Origin of the sequence: Actinoplanes sp. NPDC049598 (assembly GCF_040675435.1) — a bacterium.
Lineage (GTDB): Bacteria > Actinomycetota > Actinomycetes > Mycobacteriales > Micromonosporaceae > Actinoplanes.
In genome coordinates, this window is the sequence record NZ_JBFAOX010000017.1 from 137,658 (window position 1) to 164,052 (window position 26,395).

The following is a 26,395-nucleotide window of genomic DNA, read 5'->3' on the forward strand; positions in this document are numbered from 1 at the left end:
GAAAGAAGGGCACGACCATGATCACTATTGGCGAGTTCACCGTGACGGTGCTGATCGACGGCTCCTCGTACCTCCCGCCCTCGGCCTATCCCGGCGCCGACTTCAGCCGAATGCCCGGGCTGCTGAACGAGACCGGCACGTACGAGATCCGGCTCGGCGCCCACCTGGTGCGGGGCCCGGCCGGCACCTTTCTGATCGACGCCGGGGCGGGGGAGCTCACCCTGCCCTTCCCGGCCGAGCTGGCCGAGGCGAACGGCCTGACCGACCCGCCGCCGCACCTGGCCCGGGCCGGTGACCTGCCCGCCGCGCTGGCCGCAGCCGGCGTGGCCGCGGCCGACATCACCGCGGTCCTCATCACCCACCTGCATCTCGACCACGTCGGCTGGCTGATGAAGGACGGCGTCCCGTTCTTCCCGAACGCGACCGTCCACTACGGTGCCGAGGACTGGCCGCTGCTGGTCGACGGGGTCCCCGAGGGCGACCCGACCCGGGCGATCATGCTGGCGGCCGAGAAGGCGGGCATCCTGCGGACCTACGAGCCGGGCGGCGGCGAGGTGCTGCCGGGTGTACGGGTGCTGCCCGTGCCCGGCCACACGCCGGGCCACGCGGTGATCGAGCTGGCGTCGGGCGGCCGCAAGCTGTGGTTCACCGGCGACCTCATCGAGCTTCCGGGCCAGCTGACCGACCGCGACATCCACTTCATGACCGACGTCGACCGTGAGCAGGCGGCCGCCGCCCGGGCCGAGCTCTTCGCCCGGGCCCAGGCCGAGGGGATCGTCATCGCGCCGGCGCACCTGAGCGACCCGGCGTTCCGGGTGATCACCGCGGACGACCGCTGGGGTCAGGCCCGGTAGGTCGCGCTGTCGAAGTCGGCGTACGCGCCCTCGGCTCCCAGGTCCTGGCACCACAGGCCGACGAAGGCGCCGGTGAAGCCCCAGGCCGAGGGCTCGCCGTCGACGGCATGGGCCGCGTACTCGTCCGACAGCGTGGTGGCGTCCAGCGCGGGGCCCACGGGTCGCCAGGTCGCGGCCGGACCGGGCTCCGGCGCGTACGCGCAATGCAGCTCGGCCCCCTCGAAGCGCAGGCGAAGCGCCGTCCGGTCGCCCTTCAGGGCGGTCCGGGCCCCGGGCACGACCGAGACGCGGCCGGAGTCGCAGGCCAGCAGGTCGACGACCGGGGTGCCGTCGTCGTCGGCGGTGACGTGCAGGAAGTACCAGTTGCGGGTGTTGTAATAGGCGGTGATCCCGGCCAGCTGGCGGTAGTTGCGCGGGGTGAACTCGAGGACGGCCTCGAACTCGCAGTGGGTGGCGACGACGCGCCGGGCGACCAGGCTGGGGCGGCGGCGGCCCATCGGGGACTGGCCGCCGCGCAGGCGCAGGAACGACGGGCGGCTGCTCAGGTCGACCCAGTCGGGGCTGGCCGGGCGGCGCAGCGTGGACCAGTTGACGCCGAGGGCGGGCTCGTCGAAGTCGTCGTGCTCCGACTCCTCGGAGGAGACCGGCCGGACCTCGGAGAGGGTCACTCCGCGCGGGGCGGCGACGGTGTCGGCCGGGACGCCGCCGGCGATGCGCGGCCACCCCTGGTCGGTCCAGGTGACCTCCTGCAGGGCGGTCTCGCGGCCGAGCACGCAGCGGCCGAGCGGGGTGTACGGGCGGCCGACCAGGTGGGCGAGGTACCACTGGCCGGCGGGCGTCCGCACGAGGCTGCCATGTCCGGCTTTCTGCAGGGTCAGCTCGGGGCGGCCGTACGAGGTGAGCAGCGGGCCGGCCGGATCGGCGAGGTACGGCCCGAGCAGGTGGCTGGAGCGGGCGACGGTGACCTGGTGCTCCCAGCTCGTGCCGCCCTCGGCCGTGACCAGGTAGTACCAGCCGTCCTTGCGGTAGAGGTTGGGCGCCTCGGTCAGGGCGGCGCTGGTGCCCCGGAAGATCTCGTGCTCTGCGCCCACGAGGCGGCGGGCCTCACGGTCGTACTGCTGGATCGAGATGCCGGCGAAGCGGTTCCGGCCCGGCCGCCAGTCGGCCACCATCGACAGCATCCAGGTCGTGCCGTCGTCGTCGTGGAACAGCGACGCGTCGAAGCCGCGGCCGTGCAGGGCCACCGGGCCGGACCACGGCCCGGTCGGGGTGGGCCCGGTGACCAGGTAGTTCTGCGGGTCCCAGTAACCGCCCTCGAAGGTCGCGACGTCCGCGTAGAGCAGGTGGAACAGGCCGTCGTGGTAGCTCAGGCTGGGCGCCCAGACGCCGTTGGAGTCGCCCGAGCCGGTCAGGTCGAGCAGCCGTTTCTCGTTGAGCGCCCCGCCCATCGGCCGCCAGTCGACCAGGTTGGTCGAGTGGTGGATCCGCACGCCCGGGTACCACTCGAAGGTCGAGGTGGCGATGAAGTAGTCCGAGCCGACCCGCAGGATCGACGGGTCTGGATGGAATCCGGTCAGAATCGGGTTCCGGATGGCCCGCCCCGTGAGGGCACTCGTCGTCATGTCTCCGTAAGTTACGGCCTTCGATGCAAGTTACGGAAGTCCCCACCACGAAGTCCTTGAGTCCTGGAGGAAAAGTCCGATTGAAGGACTCGTGCGACGCGACCCGGTTCTCCTGGCCATGGCGGCCGTCGTCCTTCTGGGCGGCGTGCTGTTCGTCGCCCTGCCCGACGGGGTGCCGCAGGTGTCGGCGTTCTGGGGTCTGCAGGTGCCGTTCGACGCTCTGCTCGCGGTGGGCGCCTGGCGGCTGCGGCAGATCTCGCCGCTGCGCTTCCGGCGGTTCTGGGCGATGATCGCGTTCGCCGGCGCGTGCTTCACGATCGGCGACTTCTCGCAGTTCGCCACGTTCGCGTCGGAGACGATGAACGGCGGCACCGTGCAGACGGTGCTGTTCACGATCGGCATGACCAGCAACGTCATCGCCTGCCTGATCTTCCCGCAGGGCCTGCAGACCCGCCGCGACAAGAGCATCTTCTGGCTCGACGCGGCGACCGTGCTGGTCGGCGGGGGCGTCGCCGCCTGGTGCTTCGCCTACACCTCGGGCGGCGACCAGTTCAACGCCGGCCTCACCGCGTCCCTGGTCGTGGTGGCCGCGTTCTGCGCGACCAAGGTCGCCCTCATCCCCGAGCCGCCGATGGCCCGCGTCGCCGCCTGGCCGATGGTCGCGGCGGCCGGCCTGCAGGGCATCGCCACCTTCCTGCCCGGCGTCTTCCAGGACCCGCACAACCCGGTCGTCCTGCTCATCCGCCTGCTGCCGTCCGCCCTGATCGCGGCCGGCCCCCGCATCCAGGAGGTGCTGGTCCGGCGGGGCGGTTCGGCTCGGCGCGTCCAGCGCCGTCCCTACAGCCTCCTGCCGTACGGGATGATCGCGCTCACCTTCGTGATCTTCTTCGCGATGCTTCCCGAGCACGCCTCCTCGCAGCTGTGGGGGGCCGCCCTGGGCGTCGTGGCGGTCGCCGGTCTGGTCGCCGGCCGGCAACTGGTCGCCTTCCACGACAACATGACCCTGATCAAGCGCCTGGGCGAGCACGAGATCCTGCTGCGCGAGCAGGCGTCGATGGACGGGCTCACCGGCCTGGCCAACCGGACCACGCTCAACGGGGCCATGGCCGCCGTCCTGGCCGAGCAGGAGGCCTGCGTCCTGCTCATCGACCTGGACGACTTCAAGACCATCAACGACACGATGGGCCACGCGGCCGGCGACGCCCTGCTCGTCGAGGTGGCCCAGCGGCTGCGCAAGTCGGTGCGCCGGGACGACCTGGTGGCCCGGCTCGGCGGCGACGAGTTCGCCGTCCTGCTGCCGGGCGCGGACGCCGGCATCGGCGGCGCCATCGCCGACGAGATCGACCGCCTGCTCGGCGAGCCCTTCGAGATCTCGTCGCACCTCGTGGTCAGCCGGGCCAGCGTCGGCGTCGCCGCCGCGCCCGCCGGCTCCGACGCGTCCAGCCTGCTCAGCAACGCCGACATCGCCATGTACGAGGCCAAGGCGCGCGGCAAGAGCACATGGGTGCGCTACACCGACGAGATGGGCGCGCGGATCAGCGCCGAGGCCGAGATGGTCCGGGAGATGCGCGAGGCCCTGATCGACGCCCAGTTCGAGCTGGTCTACCAGCCCATCGTGCGGCTGAGCGACCGGCGGACGACCGGCGTCGAGGCCCTGCTGCGCTGGAACCACCCCGTGCGCGGCCTGGTGTCACCGGTCGAGTTCATCCCGGTGGCCGAGAAGACCGGCCAGATCGTGGCCATCGGCCGGTGGGTGCTGCGGCAGGCCAGCGAGCAGGCCGCGGGCTGGGTCGCGCGCCACCCGCACCTGTCGGAGATGTCGGTCGGCGTGAACGTGGCCGGCCGCCAGCTCAAGGAGCCCGGCTTCGTGGCCGAGGTGGCCCGGGTGCTGGGCGAGACCGGCCTGCCCGCCGGCTGCCTGACCATCGAGGTCACCGAGACGGCCGTGCTCGACGACCAGGAGTCGATCGACACCCTGCTGGCCCTGCGCGGGCTCGGCGTCAAGCTGGCCCTGGACGACTTCGGCACCGCCGCCTCGTCGCTGGGCCTGCTGCTGACCACCCCGGTGACGACGCTCAAGCTCGACAAGTCGTTCGTCGAGTCGATCACCACCGTCGGCCGGCAGGCGGCGGTGGCCACCGCGGTGTCCCAGATGGCCGGGGCGCTGGAGCTGAAGTCGGTGGCCGAGGGCATCGAGACGATCGAGCAGCGCGATCTGCTGCAGGAGCTCGGCTACACGTACGGCCAGGGTTATCTCTTCTCCCGGCCGGTGCCGGCGGCGCAGTTCGAACAGATCATCGCCCTAGGCGAAGACGATGGTGTGGTTGTCGTGCCGGATCACCCGGTCCTCGCTGTGCCAGCGGACGGCTCGTGACAGCACCGCGCGCTCCACGTCGGCCCCGCGGCGCTGCAGGTCGGCCACCGTCTCGGCGTGCGTGACCCGGACGACGTCCTGCTCGATGATCGGGCCCTCGTCCAGATCCTCGGTGACGTAGTGGGCGGTCGCGCCGATCAGCTTGACCCCGCGCTGCTTGGCCTTCGCGTACGGCCCGGCGCCGATGAACGCGGGCAGGAACGAGTGGTGGATGTTGATGATCGGGACGCCGAGCTCCTTGATGAAGCCGCCCGACAGGATCTGCATGTAGCGGGCCAGCACCACGAAGTCGACGTTCCCGCGCAGCAGCCGCAGGTGCTGCGTCTCGGCGGCCGACTTGTCCGGGCCGGCGGGCGAGGGCACGTGGAAGAACGGGATGCCGAAGCTGCGTACCTCGTCCGCCGTGTCGGTGTGGTTGGAGATGACCATCGCGACGCTGACCGGCAGCTCACCGCGGCGGTGCCGCCACAGCAGGTCGAGCAGGCAGTGGTCCTCCTTCGACGCGAAGATCGCCACGCGCTTGGGCTTGGCCAGGTCGCGCAGCGTGAACTCCAGGTCGAAGCCGCGGTCGAGCTCGGTGCGCAGGTCGTGCTCGATCTCCGGCAGCGCCGCCTTGAGCCCGTCCCGGCCGAACACCGTGCGCTGGAAGAACGCGCCACCGTGCGGGTTGTCGGAGTACTGGTCGAGCGACACGATGTTGGCGCCGTGCTTGCTGAGCACCGAGCCGACCGCGGCCACGATGCCCGTGCGGTCGGCGCCGTGCACGATCAGCACCGCCTGGCTGTCGTCGCGCGGCAGGCTGTCGCGGCGGCGGGCGAGGGGGGCGTCCTGGGCGAGCGTCACTGACTTTCCTTCCGGTTCAGCACACCCCCATCAGATCATCTCCGGGCCGGCGCGTTCGATCGGGGATCTCGGGGATCACCCTTTGAGAAGGGACGTGGCCAGGCCGCGGGCGTTGTCGCTCCACGGGGCGGGCCGCGACGTCCGGGGGTCGATGCCTACGACGACGCGGTGGCCGTCGGCGTAGACCACACCGGGGTCGCCGGGGGCGGTGATGCGGAAGCCGTACGTGGCGCTCGTCGTGCCCAGGCGGTCGACCCAGAAGTGGATGGCGACCTCGCCCGTGCCCCGGACCGGCCGGTGGAACGTGATGGTGAACTCGCGAACCACGTTGAAGGTGTCGGGGGAGACGGGCCCGCCGTTCGAGAAGGAGACCCCGCGTTCCTGCCACCACAGCAGGACGGCGCGTTCGACGAGGACGCCGTACCGCGAGTTGTGCAGCATGCCCAGCGCATCGAGGTCGTCGAAGTGCACGGGCAGGCGCACGACGTCGCCGTACGTCTCGGTCATGGTCGTCATGTCAGCTCCGGAAGAATCGTCGGGTCGGCGGCGACGGCCCGCAGGTGATCGAGCAGCGCCTGCCGGGCGTGGCGGAACGTGGCGGGGCCGAGGACCGGCGCCTGCATGACGGCGCAGACGCCCAGCGACTCCATCAGGAACGGAAGGCTGCCGGCCTCGCGCAGGTCGCCCGTCTCGACGGCCTCCCCGGCCAGCCGGGTCAGGAAGGCCATCCAGTCGGCGCTCTGCACGCCGAGCCGGTCGCTGATCGCCCCCGGGCGGGCGTTGAACTCGAAGTTGGCGTTCGCGAAGAAACACCCGCCGGGAAGCACCCCCGCCTCGTAGAAGCCGAGCCGCCGATCATGCAGGGCCCACAGACGCCGGACGCCCCGGGGCGCCCGCAAGGCCGGCCGGATCACCTCGTCGGTCCACTGGGCGCGGGCGTGCTCGACCACGGCGAGCTGCAGCGCCTCCTTGGACCGCCAGTGCGCGAACAGCCCCGACTTGCTCACGCCGAGCGCGTCCGCGACCTGGCTCAGCGACAGCCCGTCGAGCCCGTTCACCGTGGCCAGCCGCAGCGCCTGATCGAGCACGGCGGTGCGGGTGCGCTCACCGCGGGCCAGCCTGCCGTCCACCGTCATGCCGTCACCCTACAAAGCGACCGACCGTTCGTAAACATTTGTGGCGCGGCCCACTATCCTCTTGGTCGTGCCCTTGGACTACGACGCCGAGCTGGCCCGCCACACCGCCGCGCTACGCCGCGCCTGGAACCTGCGCCCCGGCGACCGCGTCCTCGACCTCGGCTGCGGCGCCGGCCAGACCACCCGCGAGGCCGCGCACCTCAGCGGCTCCGCCTTCGGCATCGACGTCTCACCCGACGCCATCGCCGCCGCCCGCCCTTCGCCCGACGTCAAGTTCAAGTGCGCCGACGCCCAGACGTACGCCTTCACGCCCGGCGCCTTCGACGTGGCGATCAGCCGCTTCGGCACCATGTTCTTCACCGACCCGCCCGCCGCCTTCACCAACGTCGCCCGCGCCCTGCGCCCCGGCGGCCGCCTCGTGATGCTCGTCTGGCAGGCGGCCGACCGCAACGAATGGGCCGTCGCCATCAGCGAGGCCCTCGGCGCGCCTTCCCCACCGGCCGCCTTCTCCCTGGCCGACCCGTCCGCGACCACGGAAATGCTGGAGGCCGCCGGCTTCACCGAGGTCGCCTTCACCGACGTCCACGAGCCCGTCTTCTACGGCCCCGACGTGGACGCCGCCGTCTCGTGGGTCCGCGGCTTCTCCTGCGCCCGCGAGGCGTTCGACCAGCCCGGCTCACCCGCCCCGGCCCGCCTGCGCGACGTCTTCACCGCCCACCTGACCGACGACGGCGTCTGGCTGGACTCCCGCGCCTGGCTCCTCACGGCCCGCCGCCCGGCTCTGTAAGGATGCGGACCACCTCGTCGGGCACCTGGAACGCGTTCGCCTGAACCCCGTAGTCGTATCGCGGGCGCAGCATCTCCGGCACTTCCAGGTCGACGACCCCGCTCGCCTGAAGCGACCGCGTGATGCGACTGACCGGCCGCGTGAAGCCGCGCAACATCCGACTCGGCCCGTACTCGCCGATCTCGAAAACCCTCTCGCGGTCGATGATGCCGCCATTTTCGGCGGCCTCACGAATGACGGCAGCCTGGACGGGCGCCTCGACGTCCAGTCTCGAAAGGAGCTGCGAAACTCCACTCGGTGTCCAGACCGCCGTCGTCTGGCGCCCCTCCGGCTCACGGGCCGTTTCCTGAGGCGTCGTCTGACGCTCAGCCTCGGCCAGGGCCGCTTCGGAGACATCTCCGCCGAGATCTTTGTAGCGCCGCAGAAACTCCAGCGGAGTCGACATGAAAAGCTGCCGACCGGTCATGTCCCAGAACTCCTTCGCGAGCTCCGGCCGTGGGCCGATCACGGTCTCCCGCAGACGCCAGTACCAGTCCTCCTTCTCGTCGGCTGTGACGATCATCAGGTCCAGTTTCCGCTGCTCGGCCTCTCGGACGGACTGGAGCCAGACGAGATAATCACCGGCCACGCCCTCGGGGAGATGCTCTTTGTTCTTGGCGTTCTCCTTGTAGCCGGGTGGCATTTGTTCCTTGTGCCGCCGCTTTCCCTCCTCGACGGCGGCGCTGTATTCCTCCAGCGTCAGCGCGGCGCCGACCCGGCCGTCCAAGAGGCTTTCCAGCCGCTGGACGATCGGATCCCGGCTGGGCGAGGGATATCGTTCGACGTCATCGCTGTGATTGTCCGCCACTGTCTTGTTGAGCACCTCGAACTGCCGGGCCACGCCCTCGAGCGCCTGACCGAGCTCGTCGTCGTCGAGCGCAGTCTTCTTCGCCCATTGAGAGAGGGCATCCCGGACATTTCGGTGGTAGGCGGCCAGTCGCTCTTCGACTTCCTTCCTCGCGCGTCCCCGGTCGGCCGAGGCCGAGATGCGGTTCCGCCAGAATTCGGTGACGGCCTGATCCGACACGAACACCCTGTCGTTCAAGCGAGACAGCGCGTCGATGAATTCGGAGCTGAACTCGTCGGGATACCGGTACAGGCCCAGCAGGACGTTGGCGTCGAGAGAGATCAGCGCGGACGACAGGGCGGCATTCGCGGCGGAGTCGTCGGCGACCCGATGGCCCTCGAACCCACCGAAGAGGCCGCGTTTCTCGGGGTGATCGTTCAAGCTCTCACTCATCATGGCAACCACCGGTCAGCAGGCGTGCCGCGAGTTTAGGCATCGCCGGGACAGACGGCGAGAGTGATCACGGCGTGTGGAAATAGTCGCGTAAGCGGGTGATCTGGTCGCCGTGGACGCGGAAGATCTGGGCCAGGGCGATGGTCCGGCCGGTGTCGAAGACGGTGTCGATCTCGGTGATGAAGACGTCGGGGTCGGCGGTCTCGTGCAGGACGTAGGCCGAGCGCTGCAAGTCGACGGCGCCGTCCGGGGGCGGCTGGCGGTGGAGGGCGGCGACGCCCACGCGGATGGCGTCCCGGCCGGCGAAGTGGAGCGGGACCAACGGGGCCTCGTAGACGCCGTCCTCGGTGAACAGGGCGGCGACGGCGTCGGCGTTACGGGTGAAGGCGCCGGCGTGGAGGTAACGCTGGAAGAGTTCCTCATGCGAAAGGGTCACTCATTCCAATCTACGACCCGCCGGCCGTCACCGGTGTCCCGCGCGGCCGTTGCGCCGTGATGAGGCGGTGGCGGGGTTTGGTGGCGTTGCTGGTCGTGGCGGCGGGCTGTGCGGCGCAGCCGCTCGCGGAGGCGAAACCGCCGGTGGACTCGGCGGCGCGGCTCGACGCGCTCACAGTCAGCATTCTGGGGAATCTCGAGGAGCTGCGGGCGTCGGAGGTGCTGAACTACCGGCGGGTCGAGGGCGGGGTGGCCGAGTGCATGCGGGAGCGCGGGCGCCCGTACCGCAAGGCTTCCTTCGTCTCCCGCTATGAAGATTTCACCGAGGCGGATCTCGGGTTCGGCAACGGCAAGGCGTCGATTGTCGACTCGCTGACGGCTGGTACCCGGCGGTTCGAGCTCAATGCTTGGGCCGGCGCCGTACAACGCCTGCATGAAGAACAGGCACGGGTACGTTGTCGACGCCGACCGCTCCGATTTCCTCTTCAAGCACCGGCTCGTCGGCGCAACCGGGAGCCCGGAGTGGCGGCGTGGCCTGGCCGAGATGAAGGCTGTGTTCGCGGCCGATGTGGACTGCCGCCGCCCGGCCTACGTCGTGGCCATGCGGCTGCTGGCCGGGCGCTTCGACGCGTGGGAGGACAAGCACCGGGCCGAGCTGCTCGCTGTCCGCCGGGCGTGGCGGTCTCGGGTGGCTGAGGCGGCGAGTTACGGGCGGCGGTAGGCGCGGATCGAGGGCAGGGCGCGGCCGGTGAAGTCGAACTGGGTGAGGTTGTCGTTGGGGGCCTCGGCTCCGGGCTCCCAGCCGACGCCGGGGATCCACTCGGGTTCCCAGGCCAGGAAGCCCAGGCCACGACCGTGGGGCACGGCCAGCAGGATCTGGCGTACGCGTTCGTACAGCGCCGCCTGCCCGGCCGGGGTGGGCGGGAACTGGTCGGCGTCGGGCAGGAGGGTGGCCTCGGTGACGATGTTGCCGCGGCCGTCGCCGTCGGCCAGCGTCCACGGGTAGGAGATCTCGGCCAGCAGGATCGGTTTGCCGTAGCGGGTGGCGGAGTCGGTGAGGTTGGCCTCGAGCTCGGCCACCGAACCGTGCCACATCGGGTAGTAGGACTGGCCGAGGATGTCGTACGGCACGTCGTGGGCGGCGATGTTGTCGAAGAACCAGCGGGTGTCGGCCAGGCGGCCGCCCCGGTCGATGTGCAGCATGATGCGCGGCCGGGGGCCGGTGGCCTCGCGGGCGCCGGTGATGGCGGCCTTGAGCAGGTCGGTGAAGGCCGGCCACTGCTGGGTGCCGTCGGGCAGATAGAGCTGACCGACCGGCCACAGGATGCCGTTCGTGATCTCGTTGCCGACCTGGAGGATGTCGACCGGGGTGCCCTGGCGGGCGAAGTCGCGCAGCAGCCCGCGGGTGTAGGAGCGGATCTTCCGCCGCAGGCCGGGCAGGTCCGTGGGCCAGCTCGCCGGGATCGGCTGTTTGCCCGGGTCGGCCCAGAAGTCGCTGTAGTGCGGGTCCAGCACGATCTTCAGGCCGGCCATCCTGGCCCGGCGGGCCAGGTATAGAGCACGGGCCTTGTCGCTGTAGCCGGCCGGCGGGTCGACCCAGACCCGCAGCCGCAGGTGGGTGGCGCCGGCCCGGGCCAGGATCTGTTCGACCGGGCGTACGCGGCCGAGCCGATCCCGGTAGCGCACGCCGGCCTCCTCCAGCTGCGGGAGGAACGACACGTCGGCGCCGCGAACGCTGAGCGCGGCGCCGGGCGACGCGAAGGCCGCGGTGGCCGGGGTGAGGGCGGCCAGCGCGACGCCACCGGCGCCGGCCAGCAGACCGCGGCGCGTCACAGTGGATCCTGACATCGACATCCACCAATGCTGGTGAGGGCGGTTGGTGGAAGTCAAGGGTCAGTCCAGGGCGGGCATGCTGGCCTTCCCCTTGTCGGGAAGCACGAACGCGGTGTCGATGTCGGGGGTGCCCTCGCCGATGGTCACCGCGGCCACGCCGTTGCCGGTGTGCGCGATCTCGCCCGTCGGGTCCTGGATGATGAACGTGTCCCGGCCGGTGTAGATCGTGTAGGTGGGCTTGCCGTTGGACTCGCCGACCTCGCGGAAGCGGAACAGCTGATCGGTGGCGGCGGCGTCACAGGCCACAGTGGTCACCGGAGCGGGCTTCCCGCCGGTGAGCTTGGCCGACAGGCAGAGCGGCTCGCCGCCCTTGCGCAGCTTGGCGGTGCGGATCCAGTACTGGTCGCGCTCGGGCGAGGTGCGGGTCAGCACGAACAGCGCGGTGTCGTCGAAGGCCTCGGACAGGCCCACCTTGCCGTCCTTCAGCACGGCCAGCCCCGACTCGCTGTTCTTCGGCAGCAGGTACACCTGGCGCGTGCCCGAGAAGACCCCGCCCGAAGAGGAAGAAGAAGCGGAAGGCGACGGCGCCGGCGTGGGGGAGGAGGGGGCCGGTGCAACAGAAACGGCTGGTGAGGAGGGAGCTGAAGCGGCGGGGAGGGCTTCGGCGGCGCAACCCGTGACGAGCACGAGCCCGGTGAGGGCCGTGACGGCCGCGGGGATACGGGCGATGCTGAGGTCGGTGTGCATGCCGAGCATCCTGCCCACGAGCCCACCCCGGCGGAGCGGACGACGACACTGATGGCAGAAACAGGGGAGATCCTGGCCGTCCTGGCCGTCCTGGCCGTCCTGGCCGCCGTCCGGGTCTGGAACTACAAGGGCCCGGCCCGGCTTCAACCGCTGGTCAACCCCATCGCCGCCGCTGTCCTGATCTTGATGAGCGGCCCGGCCGGCTACCTCAAGACCACGAAGACCGCTTGGCTGTACGCGGTGACCGGCGCCGTAGTCATAGCGGTGATCCTCGCCGTGGCCGCCCGCTTCGCCGGCCCCGAGCGAACCGACGCCCACCCCGTCCGCAAGGCGCTGCTCGAGATCCCGTTCGCCGTCGTCGTCTTCGAGGAGACAGCGTTTCGCGGCGTGCTGACGGCGCTCGTGGGCCCGTACCTCTCGGCCTTGGCCTTTGGCCTTTGGCATGTCCGGTCGGGGAAGTGGGCCGTCCTCTTCACCGCCGGGGCCGGTCTGATCCTGGGCTGGGGCGGCGCGGCGAGCGGTTCCCTGCTGGTGCCGTTCGCCTGGCACTGGGCCGCGAACGGCTTCGGCGTCCTGCTGTTCCAGGCGCCGAAGCCGTGACCGCGATCAGGGCTTGCGCGCGACCGCTCCGTACGCCTCGATGGTCTCGACCTCGCCGTCCGGGCGCCACGCGCTGATCTGCACCACCCCGGGCTCGATGATCTCGAAGCCGTCGAAGACGCTCTCGATCTCGGCCGGACTGCGCAGGAGGTACGGGACGCCGCCGCTCTCGGCCAGCTTGGCCGCCCCCTGGCGGACGGCCTCGGTGGTGTCGGTGCCGTCCCAGAAGACCAGGTAGCTGCCGGAGGGGACGGCGGCCATGACCGTGTTGACGATCTCCTTGATCCGGTCGAGGCTGGGCTCGTAGCCCATCACGCCCATGAACATGACCGCGACCGGCTCGTCGAAGTTCAGCGGCCCGTCGGCGTCGGCCAGGATCTTCTCCGGGTCGTGGTAGTCCGCGTGCACGTAGGTGGTCGTGCCCTCGTCGGTCTTGCTGATCAGCAGCGCGCGGGCGTGGGCCAGCACCAGCGGGTCGTTGTCGACGTAGACGACGCGCGACTCGGGGGCGATGCCCTGGGCCACCTCGTGCGTGTTCTGCATGGTGGGCAGGCCGGTGCCGATGTCGAGGAACTGGCGGATGCCGGCCTCGGCGGTCAGGTGGCTGACCACCCGGATCAGGAACTTGCGGGACAGCCGCGCCATCACGGCGATCTCCGGGTACACCTGGGCCACGGCGTCCCCGGCGGCCCGGTCGGCGGCGAAGTTGTCCTTCCCGCCCATCCAGTAATTCCACATCCGGGCCGCGTGCGGCACGTTCGGCTGCAGGTCGGCGGAAGCCTCGTCCGTCATGTCTCGCTCTCCTCGGTGTCGTCGGCCAGGTCGTCAGCGATCTTGCGAAGAATCTGGGGTGTCTCGTCCGGCGCCGCGGCGTCGATGATGAGCCGGCTGAACGCGGTCGCGTAGTTGTCGATGTCGTCGTGCTTGTCGAGGTAGATCGCGCTGGTCAGGTGCTCGATGTAGACGACGTCGTCGAGCTCCTCGTGCGGGAAGCGCAGGATGCTGAACGCGCCGCCGGCCGCCGCGTGCCCGCCCGAGTCGAACGGGATGATCTGCAGGCGGATGTTCGGGTTCTCGGTGGCTTCGATCAGCGACACGATCTGCTCGTGCAGCACCTGGCGGCCGCCGATGAGCCGGCGCAGCACCGCCTCGTCGAGCACGGCCCACAGCTTCGGCGCGTCCGGCCGGGTCAGGATCTGTTTGCGGGCCATCCGCAGCTTGGCCCGGCGCTCGACCTCGTCGCGGCTCGGGCTGTGGTGGGCCAGGCGGATGACCGCGCTGGCGTACGCCTCGGTCTGCAGCAGTCCCGGCACGAACTGGATCTCGTACGTGCGGATGAGCTCGGCCGATTGCTCCAGGTCGAGGTAGTTGGTGAACCAGCTGTTGAGCACGTCGCCGTAACTGCGCCACCAGCCGGGCGAGTTGGCCTCGCGGGTCAGGTCGAGCAGCCGGTCGTGCTCCTGCTTGTCCTCCACGCCGTAGAGGACCAGCAGGTCGGTGACGTCGCGGGCCTTGAAGCTGACCCGGCCCAGTTCCATCCGGCTGATCTTGGACTCGGAGGCGCGGATGCGGTAGCCGGCTTCCTCCCGGCTGACCCCCTTGGCCAGGCGCAGCTCCCGCAGGCGGGCGCCCAGCTGGAGGCGGCGCACGGTGGAGCCACCGTTGTCCTGTCTCCCGGTCACGATGACCTGCTTATCAGGCCTTGAGCTCGCACGCTACGGCTTGCGGCCGACGGCGCAGAACTGACTGATCCCCGGCCCGTCCGCGTGCCACAGGGTCACCGGCACGACGCCCGGCGCCACGAGCTCCAGCCCATCGAAGAGGGTCGCTATCCGCTCCGGGCTGCGCAGGTGATACTTCGGATTGGCCGACACGTTCCAGATGCGGGTGGCCTCCGACGTGGCCGGATCGGTGTCGGCCCCGTCGTACATGGCCAGGTAGCTGCCGCCGGCCAGCCCGCGCATCAGGCGGTCGATGATGTTCTTGGCCCTGTCGTCGCTCTCGATGTGGCCCAGCACCCCCATCAGCGTGACGGCGACGGGCTTCTCCAGGTCGAGGGTGGCGCGCGCGGCCCGCAGGATCGCCTCCGGGTCGCGCAGATCCTCGTGCACGTAGTCGGTGGCGCCCTCGGGCGTGCTGGTCAGCAGCTCCCGCGCATGCGCGAGGACCAGCGGGTCGTTGTCCACATAGACGATCCGGGCCGTGGGGTCGGCGCCCTGAGCCACCTGATGCGTGTTCTCGGCCGTCGGCAGGCCCGTGCCGATGTCCAGGAACTGCGTGACCCCAGCCTCCAGGACCAGGTAGCGGACGGCCCGCGCGAGGAAGGCCCGCGACAGCTTGGCGTGCTCCGCCAGCTGCGGCAACGTCGCGATGATCTGGTCACCGACGGCCCGGTCGGCCGCGAAGTTGTCGGTGCCGCCGAGCAGGTAGTTCCAGATCCGAGCAGTCTCCGGCACATTGGTGTCGAGCCGGCCGATGTCCTCAGTCACGCGACCATCCTTTGTGGAGATCCACGATGATGATCGACAGCATACTCACGCCTTCGGCCAGTCAGTCTCCACCCGGACGGCTAATTTCGCCAGCCCGTCCGTTCAGCCCCTTCATCCGCCCGCTCGGAGCGAGTACGCCGCGAACGGATATTGCAGCAGCACCCCCATGCTCCACCTCGGACGCCTCGACTCGCCTCAGCGCGAGGCGTCGGCGTTCTCCTTCAGCCAGGCGGTGAAGGTCTGGGTGCCGCGGGGGCCGGGGGCGGTGGGGACGAGGCGGCCGGCGCTCATGCCGCCGGGGAAGTAGACGGGGAGGACGGGGCGGCGGCGGGCGAGGCCGGCGGTCATCAGGCGGCGGGCCATGTCGACGAGGGTCTCCCGCTGGGGGCCGGCCAGTTCGGGGGCCATCTCCTGGGCGGGCTTGACGGCGAGGTCGGCCAGGTGCTCGCCGACCTCGCGGACGGCGATGGGCTGGACCTGGCCGGTGGGGACCAGCGCGATCGGGCCGGGGACGCTGGACAGCAGCTGGCCGGCGAACTCGTGGAACTGGGTGGCGCGCAGGATCGTCCACGGCAGACCCGAGGCCCGGACGATGGCCTCCTGGCGGAGCTTGCCGGCGTAGTACGGGTTCTTGACCCGGTCGACGCCGACGATGGACAGCGACAGGAAGTGGGTGACAACGGCCCTCTTGGCCGCGGCGACCAGGTTGGTGCCGGCCGTCTCGAAGAAGTGGACGGCGACGGACTTGCGCTGGGTGGTCACGTTGCTGGCGTCGACGACGGCCTCGGCGCCGGCCAGGGCGGCGTCCAGGCCGGCGCCGGTGAGCAGGTCGACGCCCGAGGCGCGGGACAGGACGACGGGGGAGTGGCCGCGGGCGCGCAGGGCCTCGACGACCTGCCGTCCGGCCTGGCCGGTGCCGCCCGCAACTGCGATCTTCATGGTCTTCTCGTTTCTCTTCGAGGGGTTCTCGGGAGAGGGACGAGACAGGCGGCGGAAGCGTGACAGTGACGCCGGGCACTGTCACGGATCGGGCGGTTGAGGCGTCCCTACGGCATGACACCTGTGACAACGCGGATCGGGCTGCTGGTCCTGGCCGGGCTGCAGACCCTCGCGTCCGTGTGGCAGTACTTCTTCCCGCGGGCCTTCTACGACCACTTCCCGACGGTGAAGCTGGATCCGCCGTACAACGAGCACCTGGTGTCGGACGTGGGCGGGCTCGGGCTCGCCCTGACCGCGATGGTGTACTTCGCGGCCGTGGTCCTGGAGAGGAAGGTCGTCATGTCGGCGCTGATCGGCTATCTGGTCTACGCGGGCACGCATTTTCTGTTCCACGTCACCCACTTCGGCAACTTCTCGGTGGGGGAGGCGCTGGGCGTGGGCACCGGGCTCGGCATCGAGGTGGTGCTGGCGGTCCTGCTCCTCCGTGTCACGGTGGTTACTCGTGGGGCAGCAGATACCGCCACGTCGCAGCCACGTAGTTAGCGGGGCCGACGCGGTACACGGGCCAGACCGGCTCGGCGGCGCGGGGTAGGCGGCGCTGGACGTCGAGCGCCGCCGGGCCGCGGAGGCGCTGCTCGGCGTACCAGCCATCGGGTGGCGCTTTATAAGGCCAAATATCCGAAGAATCGGGCAGGTAGCCGACCTTCACGGTGGCCAGCAGAACGGCGGGCGGGCGCCAAGGCTCGCCTCGCAGGACCCGACGGCGGAGGCGCTGCACCTCGTCGTAGAGATCATGGAGCAGGGCCGGAAGAGCCACCACCGGTCCGGCGTCGAGGTGGGCGCTCAGCATGCGGCCGTCGGCGGCCAGAACTCGTACGGCATGGGTTGGCCTGTCGCCTCTGGTGGTGTCGACCGGGGTGCTCAGCGCGCGGAGGGCTTGCGTGCGCAAGGCGCGGACCGAGGCGGGGGGAAGGCGCAGGCTGGCCGCCGCGTCCGCGAAAGCGGTCCCGTCGTCGTAGACGGCCAGCGGCGGCGGCTCGAACACGCCCACGCCGGGGTTGAAGAAGCCGCCCGGCCGGTACCACTCGAACAGGACCCGTTCCGGCGGGGCGGCGGAGGCGGCGCCGCCTACGGCAAGAGCGACAGCGGCCCCGGCGGTGGCGGTCAGGAACGTTCGGCGGTCCATGGGTATCAGACTAATCGGGCAAATCGGCCGATGAGGCCGGGTGGGGCAGAATGGCCCGGTGCGAGAAGTGGTGGATGGGGTCTTCGAGCTGAGCCTCGGTTTCGTGAACGTGCACCTGGTCGTCACCGACGAGGGGGTCGTGCTGGTCGACACCGGCCTGCCGCGCAACTCCAAGAAGATCGACCGCGCTCTGCGCGAGATCGAGAAGACCATCGGTGACGTACGGGTCGTGCTGCTCACCCATCACCATTTCGACCACATCGGCAATGTCGCCGACATCCGCCGCCGCTCCGGGGCGAAGGTCATCGCGCACGCGGCGGACGCTCCCGTGATCACCGGCGCGATCACCGCGGAGCCGCCCAAGGGCCTGGCCCGGTTCGCCGTACGGCTGATCGGCACGCCCGAGCCGACCAAGCTCGACCAGCTGATCACCGCCGACGGCAGCAGCCCCGTCCCCGGCTTCACCGCCCTGCACACGCCGGGCCACACCCGCGGCCACGTCTCGTACCTGCTCGAGCGGGACGGCGGTGTGCTCTTCGTGGGCGACACCGGTGGCCTGCGTGACGGCAGGATCGTGCTCGGCCCCACGCAGGTCTCGGCCGATCCGGCCGAGCAGGGCCGCAGCCTGGCCAAGCTGGCCGGCTACGACTTCGAGCACGCGGTCTTCGGGCACGGCGGCGCGGTCAAGGGCCGCGCCGTCGAGCGCTTCCGGGCGTACGCGGGGTCGCGGTCAGACGGCGATGCCGAAGGGCGGAGCTGACACCGGCCGCAAGATTGTCACCGGGTCGTCTTCGTCCACCGGGATCGGGGCCGCTCCGGCGCCGGTGATCGGCCGCGGCCGGCGCGGGATGTGCGGGCCCGAGCTGCCGCCGCGCCCCGGATAGACGTAGAGGCCGTGCACCGGGTCGGGCACCGCGTCGAGGGCCGCCGTGACCAGCGGCAACGCGCGGAACGCGGCCCACCGCCCGTCGGTCGCGAACGCGATCTCGAAGAGCTCGCCCCAGGTGTGGGTGTGCCACTCCCACTGATAGGCACCATGAGTGATGGCGGCTTCCGTCAGCGCTGCGCCCAGCCCGTCGCGCCAGGCCCGCGCCGTGCCGCCGGGCCCGTCCAGGACCTCGATCGACCACCAGCGCAACTCCATAGGGCCGACTGTAGACCCGCTGCACAAGATCTGACACGAAAAAATCAGATCTATAAATGACCACGAATTGGGGAGGCCGATTTCTTTCCGCCCTCGGCCGATCGGATGGTTGCGCCGTTCACAAACGCGGCCGAAGGTGTTATCGGAAATCATCGAATAGCGAGCGCATCTGTCGGGGGGACAGGATGAAATTAGCGCATGCGCTGAAAGCGTCGGCGGCCACGGCGACGGGGCTGCTGATCGTCGTCGCGGGCGTTCCCGCGTACGCCGGAGGAAGCGGACACAAACCGCCGCCGCCGATTCGCACGATAACGAAAGGTCTCGATGGCCCCTTCGGTCTCGACGTGACGTCGCCGCGGAACGCGCTGGTCGCCGAAGGCGACTCGGGCGAGATCACCGCGGTCGACCTGCGCACCGGCCAGCAGCGCACTTTGATCTCGAAGCTGCCGGCGCCGGCCGGCGTGACCACCGACGGGCACCGGATCTACATCGCCCTCGGCGGCCCGGCCCCGGACGGCCCGCCGCCACCGCCGTCGAAATACAAGGCGGCCTCCGTGCTGGTCGCCGACAAGAACGGCAAGAATGTCCGCGTCCTGGCCGATCTCCTGAAGTACGAGTTGAAGCACAATCCGGACCGGCAGAAGCAATTCGACGCCAAGGGCAAGCCGTACGACGCCCTTACCAACCCGTTCAGCATCACCGCCACCAGGTGGGGTCTGCTGGTCGCCGACGGCGGCGCGAATGACGTTCTGCGGATCAACCCGCGGACCGGAAAGGTCTCAACGTTCTTCGTCCCGCCGAACCCGAGGACCAAGGAATGCCTCAAGCCGGGCGCGCAGGCCAATCCCGGCACCAAGGGCTGTGACTCGGTCCCGACCGGCGTCGTGGCCAGCGGCAGGTACGTCTACGTGTCGACGCTCGGCGCCGAGCAGCCGCGGGCGTCGTCCATCTACAAGCTCGACGGCCGCACCGGCCGCGTGCTGAAAGCCTGGCACGGCTTCACGGCGCTGACCGGCGTGGCCGTCGCGCCCAACGGCACGCTGTACGCCTCCGAGGTGCTCTACGGCATGCCCGCCGGCGAGCAGCCGCCGCCCGGCTTCGACCCGTCCAAGGTCGGCCGTCTCACCCGCATCCAGCACGGCAAGGTCACGCACGCCCAGGTGACCATGCCGACCGGCCTCGAGTACGCCAACGGCACCCTGTACTCGACGTCGTGGAGCACGGCGAGCTTCCTGGGAATCAAGAAGGCGGGGCGCCTGGTCCAGGTCAGCCCGAAGGCCTTCCGGTAGGGGCCGGCGCGCCTCTGGCGACCATCGCCGCCCCCGGCCGCCGGGGTGACTCACAGTCACCCCGGCGGCTGCTCTGTACGATCAGGCACCGTGTTCACCTCGCCGTACAAGATCTTCCGCATCGCCGCCGTCGCCGAGGCCTTCTCCTGGGCCGGCCTGCTCGTCGGCATGTACCTCAAGCGCGTCACCGAGACGACCGACCTGGGCGTCTACATCTTCGGCCGCGTTCACGGCCTCCTGTTCGTCGTCTACGTCGTCGCCGCCCTCTGGACCGCCCGCGCCGAGCGCTGGTCCCTGCTGCGCACCCTGACCGCCCTGGCCGCGTCGATCCCGCCTTTCACGTCGCTGATCTTCGAGCGCTGGGTGGCCCGGCGCCGCCCCACCGGGACGGAAGAGCTGACCCCGGCGGCATAAGCACCGGAACGAATCCGGCATTGGCCCGCGAAATGGCGTAATAAAGCACCGGGAGAGCGCGATCCTTTCAGCGACGCTTTAAACGTGTTGCCCGCCGGTACCGCTTCCGGGGAAGGTCGTTTCCGCTGGGTCGGCCACGGGTCGGGCGACAGGTGTGGGCAATATCGGATATGCCGGTATCGGGGGTGCGTATCCTGCCCAATACCCATGACCCGCTCGTGGCGACACTGCTCTTTGCCGTGCCCTCAGCCTGGATAGAATGGCCGCCTTACATCCGACCTTTTGTTGGGGGCGACGGGGGGCGAGGCCGGCGTGTTGCGCATCGTCTTCACCCCGGAGGATGTCGGCCGCGTGCGGATAGCCGGCGAGCCCGACCCGTTCTGGGAAACCATTTTCAGCGTGTGGCGGCTCCGCCGCCCCGGCCCGGAGCTGGTCTACGGGCGATGGCGCGAGCACGCGCTGCAGGCCAGCCGCCGCGACGACCTCGAGCTGCTGCTCCCGCTCGTGCGCGGGGCCTACTACCCCGACTTCCTCACCCCTTCGGAGGGCGCCCGGGGGCTTCCGGCGGGGCTCGAGGCCGTGCGCTCCACGCCCGCCACCCGCCTGCGGGAGGAGATGCGCGAGCTGGTCCGTACGGGTGGCCCGACCCCGTCCTGGATGGCCCGCCTGGCCGACGGCGATCAGGACACGCTGGGCCGGCTGGCCGGGGCGCTGCAGTCGCAGTACGAGAGCGCCGTCGCCCCGTTCTGGGACCAGGCGCGGGCCCAGATCGAGGCCGAGCGGTCGCGCCGGGCCCGAGTCCTGCTCGACCAGGGCGCCGAGGGGCTGCTCGACAGCTTCCGCCCGCAGATGCGGTGGGAGCCGCCGGTGCTGGTGGCCGACGTCCCGTTCGAGCAGACGATCCGCCTCGACGGCCGCGGCCTGCTGCTCGTCCCGTCGTACCTCTCCTGGGGCACGCCGGACGTGCTGCGCGACACGTCCCTGCCGCCGGTGCTGGTCTATCCGATCGAGCACGACCTGACCATGCAGGCCGGGGTCAAGAACCTCGCCGCGCTGATCGGCCGTACCCGCACGAGCCTGCTGGAGTCGCTGGGCGACCCGCGGACGACCTCCGAGCTGGCCCGCCGGATCGGGGTGAGCGCGGCCAGCGTCAGCCAGCACACGGCCGTGCTGCGCGACGCCCGCCTGATCACCACCAGCCGGGCCGGCAAGGCCGTGGTCCACACCCTCACTCCGTTGGGCAGCGCCCTGTTGGCCGACCTGTCCTGAGCCTACGATCGAGTGATGTGAATCACTTGAAGGGGGCGACATGGCCGTCGACGTCGAGAAACGCCTGCTCGGGGGAGCCACCTACCGCAGTCTGGGCGAGCAGCAGCTGTCCCCGGCCGAGGAGCGCTTCGAGCGCGGGCGCCGCACGGCCGGGCTCTTCCTGGGCCCGATCGTCACCATCGTCTTCCTGGCGCTGCCGCTGAGCATCCCGCCCAGCCAGCAGGTGCTGGGCGGCGTCCTGCTCGGTGTGATCATCCTGTGGGTGACCGAGGCGGTGCCGATCCCGGTCGGCGGCCTGATCGGCGTCGCCCTGATCGTCGTCTTCGGGGTGGCCGAGGCGGCCGACGTGCTCGCCCCGTTCGGCTCCTCCACGGTGTTCACCTTCATCGGCGCCTTCATCCTGGCCCAGGCCATGCTCAAGCACGGGGTGGCCCGCCGGTTCGCGTTCCGGATCCTGTCGCTGCCGGGCATCGGCCGCTCGACCGTACGGGTCATCGTGGCCTTCGGTGTGATCACGTGCCTGCTGTCGGCCTTCGTGTCGAACACCGCCACGGTGGCCATGCTCCTGCCGACCGCGCTCGGCATCCTGGCCGTGATCGCCAAGATGATGCAGGACCGCGGCCTGGCCGCCGAGGGCTTCGACCCGACCCGGCTGCGCGTCGGGGCGGCGCTGATGCTGATGCTGGCCTACGGCGCCAGCGTCGGCGGCCTGCTCACGCCGGTCGGCTCGCCGCCGAACCTGATCGGTCGCGGCCTGATCGAGGAGGCGACCGGTGAGAAGATCTCGTTCGCCCAGTGGATGGCGATCGCCGCGCCGGTCTGCCTGTGCATGTTCGTGATCCTGGCGGTGATCCTGCTGCTGCTCAACAAGCCCGAGGTGCGCCGGATCGAGGGCGTCGAGGAGTACATCGCGGGCGAGCGGGCCAAGCTGGGCAAGTTCAGCGCGGCCGAGCGCAACACCGTGATCGCCTTCGCGGTCACCGTCACCCTCTGGATCGTTCCCGGCATCGTCGCGCTGGCCGCGGGCACCGACTCCCAGGTGTACGACGTGGTCAGCGGGCGCCTCAACGAGGGCGTGGTCGCCGTGCTCGGGGCGTCGCTGCTGTTCCTGCTGCCGACCTCGTGGCGCGACCGCGAGTTCACGTTGAACTGGAGCGACGCCCAGCGCATCGACTGGGGCACGATCGTGCTGTTCGGCACCGGCATCATCTTCGGCGCCCTGCTGGCCGACACCGGCCTGGCCGAGCGGATCGGCAACTCCAGCGCGGACGCGCTGGGCCTGGGCGGTACGTTCGCCATCACCGCGTTCGCCGTGGTGCTGGCGATCGTCGTCTCCGAGACGACCAGCAACACCGCCTCGGCGGCCGTGGTCGTGCCGATCATCATCCCGATCGCGGTCGCGGCCGGCATCAACCCGCTGGTCCCGGCGCTGGCGGCCACCTTCGCGGCGTCGTTCGGCTTCATGCTGCCGGTGTCCACCCCGCAGAACGCGGTGGTCTACGGCTCCGGCGTCGTCCCGATCACCACGATGATCCGGTCAGGGGCCTCGTTCGACCTGCTCGGCGCGATCCTCATCCTCCTGCTGCTGCCGCTCATGGTGGCCGCGGTCGGGCTCGGGTGAGCGCTGGGCGGCACCGGATCACGACCGGCGCTGCGTCCGTCGTCTCATGTCCGGTTGCCCGTCCGGGCTGATCTCCGACAGATAGGTACCTTCCTGTCCGGTGTGCGCGGTGTCCTGAACGGGAGGACGGGGGAGGCGACGATGAGCGACGACACGGTGCTGGTGGCTGGCGGAGGGATAGCCGGCCTGGCGCTCGGGCGCGCCCTGCGGCAGCGGGGCGTGCCGTTCGAGCTGGCCGAGCGGGACCCGATGGCCGGCGACGGCGGCCTGGCGATCAACCTGCCCGGCAACGCGGTGGCCGCGCTGCACGCGCTCGGCCTGCGCGCGGGGTTGGAGAAGATCGGCCGCCCCACGCGACGCCGCGAGTATCGGTCGGCGGCCGGGCGGGTGCTGTTCGCGGTCGACGAGGACGCGTTCTGGGGTCCGGACGCGCGGCCCCGCTGCGTACGCCGCTCCGACCTGCACGCGCTGCTCGGCGAGGACCTCGACCGGACCGTCACCCGGGTGGCGTCGGTCGCCCTGGAGGCGTCCGGGGTGCTGGTCGACGGCCGGCGGCACGGCTTCGTGGTGGGCGCCGACGGGGTGCGCTCGACGGTCCGCGACCAGGTGTTCGGCCGGGCCGGCATGCGCTCGGCCATGCTGAGCCGGGCGAGCTGGCGGTTCATGGCGCCGAACCCGGGAGTGGACTGCTTCACGGTCTGGTCGGGCGCCGAGGGCGCGTTCCTGATGATCCCGGTCGACGAGTCCGAGGTGTACGTCTTCGCGTCGGCCACCGGCGGCGGGACGGTCGACGCCGACCCGGCGTGGCTGCGCCGGACGTTCGGGAACTACCCGGCCCCGGTGCGGGCTGTCCTGGACGACCTGGGGGAGCTCTACCACTCGCCCATCGAGGAGGTGCGGATCGCGACCTGGCACCGCGACCGCTGCGTGCTGATCGGCGACGCCGCCCACGCGACGGCGCCGGTGTGGGCGCAGGGTGGCGCGCTGGCCATGGAGGACGCCCTGGTCCTGGCGGACCTGCTGGCGGGCGGGGCCTGGGACTCGGTCGGGGCCCGTTACGAGGAGCAGCGCCGCGAACGGGTCTGTCACGTGCAGGCCGCCACCGACCGGTTCTCCAAGGTCGCCGGCCTGCCGATCCGCCTGCGCAACGCCCTGCTGCCGGTGATGGGGCCGATCGGCTACCGGTCCGCGTACGGACCGCTGCGCTGATGGGGGCGCACAGACCCGGGCGCCGCCGGCCCGGAGGCCGGCGGCGTCCTTCTGTTCGAGATGTCAGGCGACGGTCGCGGGGAACCGCTCCCAGACGCGGTGGGCGGCCATCAGCTGCTGCACCTGGGTGAGAGCGGCCGCGCCGGACTCGGCGGTCACCACGCCCGGGGTGCCGGCGATACCGGCCTCGGCGAGCGCCTCGGCGCCCTCGCCCCAGGCGCCGATCGCCTTGGCGTGCCGCCACGCCTCGTCGAGCAGCAGGACCACCCGCGGGTCGACCGAGCGGGCCGGCGCGCCGGCCTTGTCGTCCCGGGCGGGGATCGCGTCCGGGGCCGGGACGGGCGCGGCGCCCACCAGGATCGCGTCGAACTCGATCGAGCGGGCGGTGGCGAACGTCCGCTGCACCGGCAGGCCGTTCACCTTGCCGCCGTGCGGGGCGATGACCAGCGGGACCATGCCGGCCGCGAGGATGGTCTCGCGCACCTCGGCCAGGCCCGGCACCTCGGCGCCGTCGGGGCCGACCACGATGCCGACGATCCGGCCGTCGGCCGGCCACTCGCCGCCGACCTGCGACAGCGCCGGGCTCGGCGCCGGGTCGACCAGCTCGATGGTCGGCTTCGGCGCGGGCAGGCCCAGGCCGGTGGCCACCTCGGCGCACAGCACCGGGTCGATGTTGGCCAGGCTCTGCAGCTGCCGCTCCTTGATCGCCTGCTCGTAGCACTTGCCCAGCTCGAACGTGTAGGCCCGGATGATGTGCTCCTTCTCGACCGGGCTCATGCTCAGCCAGAACAGGCGCACCTGGCTGTAGTGGTCGTCGAAGGAGGCCGGGTTCTGCCGGATCTTGGGGGCCTCGGCCACCCGGACCGGCACGTCGAGGAACGCCTGCTCCTTGTCGCCCGCGGTGAACGGGTTGCCGCCGTCGAGCGAGTTCGGCCGGTACGGCGCCACGCCCGCGTGCACCGCGTGCTGGTGGAAGCCGTCGCGCAGCATGTCGTTGACCGGCGCGTGCGGCCGGTTGATCGGGATCTGCGAGTAGTTCGGGCCGCCGAGCCGGGTGAGCTGCGTGTCGACGTACGAGAAGAGCCGGCCCTGCAGCAGCGGGTCGTTGGTCACGTCGATGCCGGGCGGCAGGTGGCCGAGGTGGAAGGCGACCTGCTCGGTCTCGGCGAAGAAGTTGCGCGGGACGCGGTTGAGCACCAGCTTGCCGACCCGCTGGACCGGCGCCAGCTCCTCCGGCACGACCTTGGTCGGGTCGAGCAGGTCGATCCCGGCGAACGTCTCCTCCGGGGTGTCCGGGAAGACCTGGATGCCCAGCTCCCACTCGGGGAACGCGCCCGACTCGATGGCGTCGTAGAGGTCACGGCGGTGGAAGTCGGGGTCGACGCCGGCCGCGATCTGCGCCTCCTCCCAGGTCAGCGAGTGCACGCCGAGCTTGGGCTTCCAGTGGAACTTGACCAGCACGGTCTCGCCGGCCTCGTTGACCAGGCGGAACGTGTGGACGCCGAAGCCCTCCATGTGCCGGTACGAGCGCGGGATGCCCCGGTCCGACATGTTCCAGATGGTGTGGTGCTGGGCCTCGGTGTGCAGCGAGACGAAGTCCCAGAACGTGTCGTGCGCGCTCTGCGCCTGCGGGATCTCGCGGTCGGGGTGCGGCTTGCCGGCGTGGATGATGTCCGGGAACTTGATCGCGTCCTGGATGAAGAAGACCGGGATGTTGTTGGCGACCAGGTCGAACGTGCCCTCGTCGGTGTAGAACTTCGTGGCGAAGCCACGGGTGTCCCGCACGGTGTCGGCCGAGCCGCGGGAGCCGAGGACCGTCGAGAACCGGACGAAGACGTCGGTCTCCTTGCCCTTCTTGAGGAAGCCGGCCCGGGTGACGTCGTCGGCGGTGCCGTAACCGACGAACGTGCCGTGGGCGCCGGCCCCGCGGGCGTGCACGACCCGCTCCGGGATCCGCTCGTGGTCGAAGTGCGTGATCTTCTCGCGGAAGTGGTGGTCCTGCATCAGGATCGGGCCGCGGGGGCCGGCCTTCAGCGAGTGGTCGGTGTCGCGCAGGCGCGCGCCCTGGGCCGTGGTCAGGTAGGCGCCCTGCTGGCCCTTGGTCTCGGGCGCGAGGCCGGTCTCGGCGCCGGTGGGGGTACGGGTGTCCGGCGCGCCGTGCTCCTTCTTCGGCGGCAGGGGCTCGACGGGCTTGGTGGGCTCGGCCAGCGTCGGGGGAGCGCTCGACGGCGCTCCGGGGATCGGCGGACTCACGGCGTCGGCGACCTTCGCGGCGGCCGTCTCCACCGCGTCTTTGATCTTCTTAACAGGTTTACTGGCTGCCAT

The 26,395-nt window shown here is 70.8% G+C and carries 28 protein-coding genes; 12 read left to right on the plus strand and 16 right to left on the minus strand.

All coding sequences use genetic code 11. The features are described 5' to 3' along the window. Positions 1-17 precede the first annotated feature (17 nt). Positions 18-854, plus strand: a complete 837-nt coding sequence (locus AB0J66_RS33035; RefSeq protein WP_364669075.1) for an MBL fold metallo-hydrolase — start codon at positions 18-20, stop codon at positions 852-854. Here AB0J66_RS33035 and AB0J66_RS33040 read toward each other — a convergent pair. Further along, complete coding sequence (locus AB0J66_RS33040; protein ID WP_364669078.1) at positions 842-2,476, minus strand: glycoside hydrolase family 43 protein; 1,635 nt, start codon at positions 2,474-2,476, stop codon at positions 842-844. The genes AB0J66_RS33035 and AB0J66_RS33040 overlap by 13 nt on opposite strands. 91 nt (positions 2,477-2,567) lie before the next feature. Here AB0J66_RS33040 and AB0J66_RS33045 point away from each other — a divergent pair, with 91 nt between their 5' ends. Continuing rightward, entirely contained in the window at positions 2,568-4,850 is a 2,283-nt protein-coding gene (locus tag AB0J66_RS33045; protein WP_364669081.1) for an EAL domain-containing protein, read from the plus strand. Here AB0J66_RS33045 and purU read toward each other — a convergent pair. The 3 genes from purU to AB0J66_RS33060 form a co-directional block, all read right to left on the minus strand. Next, the gene (purU, locus tag AB0J66_RS33050; RefSeq protein ID WP_364669084.1) at positions 4,779-5,693 is read right to left on the minus strand and encodes a formyltetrahydrofolate deformylase; all 915 of its coding nucleotides are present in this window, start codon (positions 5,691-5,693) and stop codon (positions 4,779-4,781) included. The two genes, AB0J66_RS33045 and purU, sit on opposite strands and share 72 nt — an antisense overlap. Positions 5,694-5,768: 75 nt before the next feature. Next, on the minus strand, positions 5,769-6,209 hold the full coding sequence (locus tag AB0J66_RS33055) for a thioesterase family protein (protein ID WP_364669085.1): 441 nt from the start codon (positions 6,207-6,209) through the stop codon (positions 5,769-5,771). Further along, entirely contained in the window at positions 6,206-6,829 is a 624-nt protein-coding gene (locus AB0J66_RS33060; RefSeq protein ID WP_364669087.1) for a TetR/AcrR family transcriptional regulator, read from the minus strand. The genes AB0J66_RS33055 and AB0J66_RS33060 overlap by 4 nt, the downstream gene beginning before the upstream one ends. A 67-nt stretch (positions 6,830-6,896) precedes the next feature. On the opposite strand from AB0J66_RS33060, the gene AB0J66_RS33065 reads away from it, so the two are divergent. Then, entirely contained in the window at positions 6,897-7,616 is a 720-nt protein-coding gene (locus AB0J66_RS33065) for a class I SAM-dependent methyltransferase (protein WP_364669089.1), read from the plus strand. On the opposite strand, the gene AB0J66_RS33070 is transcribed toward AB0J66_RS33065, so the two are convergent. The 3 genes from AB0J66_RS33070 to AB0J66_RS33080 all read right to left on the minus strand — a co-directional run bounded on the left by AB0J66_RS33070 (position 7,591) and on the right by AB0J66_RS33080 (position 9,515). After that, on the minus strand, positions 7,591-8,895 hold the full coding sequence (locus AB0J66_RS33070; protein ID WP_364669092.1) for a PIN-like domain-containing protein: 1,305 nt from the start codon (positions 8,893-8,895) through the stop codon (positions 7,591-7,593). The genes AB0J66_RS33065 and AB0J66_RS33070 overlap by 26 nt on opposite strands. A gap of 67 nt (positions 8,896-8,962) precedes the next feature. Continuing rightward, positions 8,963-9,331, minus strand: a complete 369-nt coding sequence (locus tag AB0J66_RS33075; protein ID WP_364669095.1) for a nuclear transport factor 2 family protein — start codon at positions 9,329-9,331, stop codon at positions 8,963-8,965. 10 nt (positions 9,332-9,341) lie between these two features. Further along, positions 9,342-9,515, minus strand: coding sequence for a hypothetical protein (locus tag AB0J66_RS33080; RefSeq protein WP_364669097.1), 174 nt, complete (start codon positions 9,513-9,515; stop codon positions 9,342-9,344). A 248-nt stretch (positions 9,516-9,763) separates the two neighbouring features. On the opposite strand from AB0J66_RS33080, the gene AB0J66_RS33085 reads away from it, so the two are divergent. Next, positions 9,764-10,051: a hypothetical protein gene (locus tag AB0J66_RS33085; RefSeq protein WP_364669099.1), complete on the plus strand. Its 288-nt coding sequence runs from the start codon at positions 9,764-9,766 to the stop codon at positions 10,049-10,051. On the opposite strand, the gene AB0J66_RS33090 is transcribed toward AB0J66_RS33085, so the two are convergent. Continuing rightward, positions 10,036-11,163 carry a glycosyl hydrolase 53 family protein gene (locus AB0J66_RS33090; protein WP_364669101.1) on the minus strand — a complete coding sequence of 376 codons (1,128 nt, stop codon included), beginning with the start codon at positions 11,161-11,163 and terminating at the stop codon, positions 10,036-10,038. The genes AB0J66_RS33085 and AB0J66_RS33090 overlap by 16 nt on opposite strands. A 60-nt stretch (positions 11,164-11,223) precedes the next feature. Next, on the minus strand, positions 11,224-11,928 hold the full coding sequence (locus AB0J66_RS33095) for a hypothetical protein (RefSeq protein WP_364669104.1): 705 nt from the start codon (positions 11,926-11,928) through the stop codon (positions 11,224-11,226). Between the two features lie 33 nt (positions 11,929-11,961). Between AB0J66_RS33095 and AB0J66_RS33100 the strand changes: the two genes are divergently transcribed. Further along, complete coding sequence (locus AB0J66_RS33100) at positions 11,962-12,510, plus strand: CPBP family intramembrane glutamic endopeptidase (protein WP_364669107.1); 549 nt, start codon at positions 11,962-11,964, stop codon at positions 12,508-12,510. 6 nt (positions 12,511-12,516) lie between these two features. Here AB0J66_RS33100 and AB0J66_RS33105 read toward each other — a convergent pair whose 3' ends face one another. From AB0J66_RS33105 to AB0J66_RS33120, 4 genes are all read right to left on the minus strand, one after another. After that, the gene (locus tag AB0J66_RS33105) at positions 12,517-13,302 is read right to left on the minus strand and encodes an SAM-dependent methyltransferase (RefSeq protein WP_364669109.1); all 786 of its coding nucleotides are present in this window, start codon (positions 13,300-13,302) and stop codon (positions 12,517-12,519) included. Beyond that, positions 13,299-14,192, minus strand: a complete 894-nt coding sequence (locus tag AB0J66_RS33110; RefSeq protein ID WP_364669112.1) for a helix-turn-helix transcriptional regulator — start codon at positions 14,190-14,192, stop codon at positions 13,299-13,301. The genes AB0J66_RS33105 and AB0J66_RS33110 overlap by 4 nt, the downstream gene beginning before the upstream one ends. Before the next feature lie 33 nt (positions 14,193-14,225). Then, positions 14,226-14,999, minus strand: coding sequence for an SAM-dependent methyltransferase (locus tag AB0J66_RS33115; RefSeq protein WP_364669115.1), 774 nt, complete (start codon positions 14,997-14,999; stop codon positions 14,226-14,228). A 195-nt stretch (positions 15,000-15,194) separates the two neighbouring features. Beyond that, complete coding sequence (locus tag AB0J66_RS33120) at positions 15,195-15,938, minus strand: SDR family oxidoreductase (RefSeq protein ID WP_364669118.1); 744 nt, start codon at positions 15,936-15,938, stop codon at positions 15,195-15,197. A 114-nt stretch (positions 15,939-16,052) separates the two neighbouring features. Here AB0J66_RS33120 and AB0J66_RS33125 point away from each other — a divergent pair, with 114 nt between their 5' ends. Further along, positions 16,053-16,481 carry a hypothetical protein gene (locus tag AB0J66_RS33125; protein ID WP_364669120.1) on the plus strand — a complete coding sequence of 143 codons (429 nt, stop codon included), beginning with the start codon at positions 16,053-16,055 and terminating at the stop codon, positions 16,479-16,481. Here AB0J66_RS33125 and AB0J66_RS33130 read toward each other — a convergent pair. Continuing rightward, positions 16,435-17,124, minus strand: coding sequence for a hypothetical protein (locus AB0J66_RS33130; RefSeq protein WP_364669123.1), 690 nt, complete (start codon positions 17,122-17,124; stop codon positions 16,435-16,437). The two genes, AB0J66_RS33125 and AB0J66_RS33130, sit on opposite strands and share 47 nt — an antisense overlap. 58 nt (positions 17,125-17,182) lie before the next feature. Between AB0J66_RS33130 and AB0J66_RS33135 the strand changes: the two genes are divergently transcribed. After that, positions 17,183-17,884 carry an MBL fold metallo-hydrolase gene (locus AB0J66_RS33135; RefSeq protein WP_364669126.1) on the plus strand — a complete coding sequence of 234 codons (702 nt, stop codon included), beginning with the start codon at positions 17,183-17,185 and terminating at the stop codon, positions 17,882-17,884. Here the strand turns inward: AB0J66_RS33135 and AB0J66_RS33140 are convergent. Then, positions 17,855-18,268 (minus strand): hypothetical protein, encoded by a 414-nt coding sequence (locus tag AB0J66_RS33140; RefSeq protein ID WP_364669128.1) that lies wholly within the window; start codon positions 18,266-18,268, stop codon positions 17,855-17,857. The genes AB0J66_RS33135 and AB0J66_RS33140 overlap by 30 nt on opposite strands. Positions 18,269-18,453: 185 nt before the next feature. Here AB0J66_RS33140 and AB0J66_RS33145 point away from each other — a divergent pair, with 185 nt between their 5' ends. The 5 genes from AB0J66_RS33145 to AB0J66_RS33165 all read left to right on the plus strand — a co-directional run bounded on the left by AB0J66_RS33145 (position 18,454) and on the right by AB0J66_RS33165 (position 24,070). Continuing rightward, the gene (locus AB0J66_RS33145; protein ID WP_364669131.1) at positions 18,454-19,557 is read left to right on the plus strand and encodes a ScyD/ScyE family protein; all 1,104 of its coding nucleotides are present in this window, start codon (positions 18,454-18,456) and stop codon (positions 19,555-19,557) included. Positions 19,558-19,647: 90 nt separating this feature from the next. Next, positions 19,648-19,971, plus strand: a complete 324-nt coding sequence (locus tag AB0J66_RS33150; RefSeq protein WP_364669134.1) for a DUF3817 domain-containing protein — start codon at positions 19,648-19,650, stop codon at positions 19,969-19,971. A gap of 312 nt (positions 19,972-20,283) precedes the next feature. Further along, the gene (locus tag AB0J66_RS33155) at positions 20,284-21,240 is read left to right on the plus strand and encodes a winged helix-turn-helix domain-containing protein (RefSeq protein WP_364669137.1); all 957 of its coding nucleotides are present in this window, start codon (positions 20,284-20,286) and stop codon (positions 21,238-21,240) included. A gap of 40 nt (positions 21,241-21,280) precedes the next feature. Then, positions 21,281-22,861: a DASS family sodium-coupled anion symporter gene (locus AB0J66_RS33160; RefSeq protein WP_364669140.1), complete on the plus strand. Its 1,581-nt coding sequence runs from the start codon at positions 21,281-21,283 to the stop codon at positions 22,859-22,861. Between the two features lie 141 nt (positions 22,862-23,002). Next, on the plus strand, positions 23,003-24,070 hold the full coding sequence (locus tag AB0J66_RS33165; protein ID WP_364669143.1) for an FAD-dependent monooxygenase: 1,068 nt from the start codon (positions 23,003-23,005) through the stop codon (positions 24,068-24,070). A gap of 63 nt (positions 24,071-24,133) precedes the next feature. Here AB0J66_RS33165 and AB0J66_RS33170 read toward each other — a convergent pair whose 3' ends face one another. Further along, positions 24,134-26,395 carry a catalase gene (locus tag AB0J66_RS33170; protein WP_364669146.1) on the minus strand — a complete coding sequence of 754 codons (2,262 nt, stop codon included), beginning with the start codon at positions 26,393-26,395 and terminating at the stop codon, positions 24,134-24,136.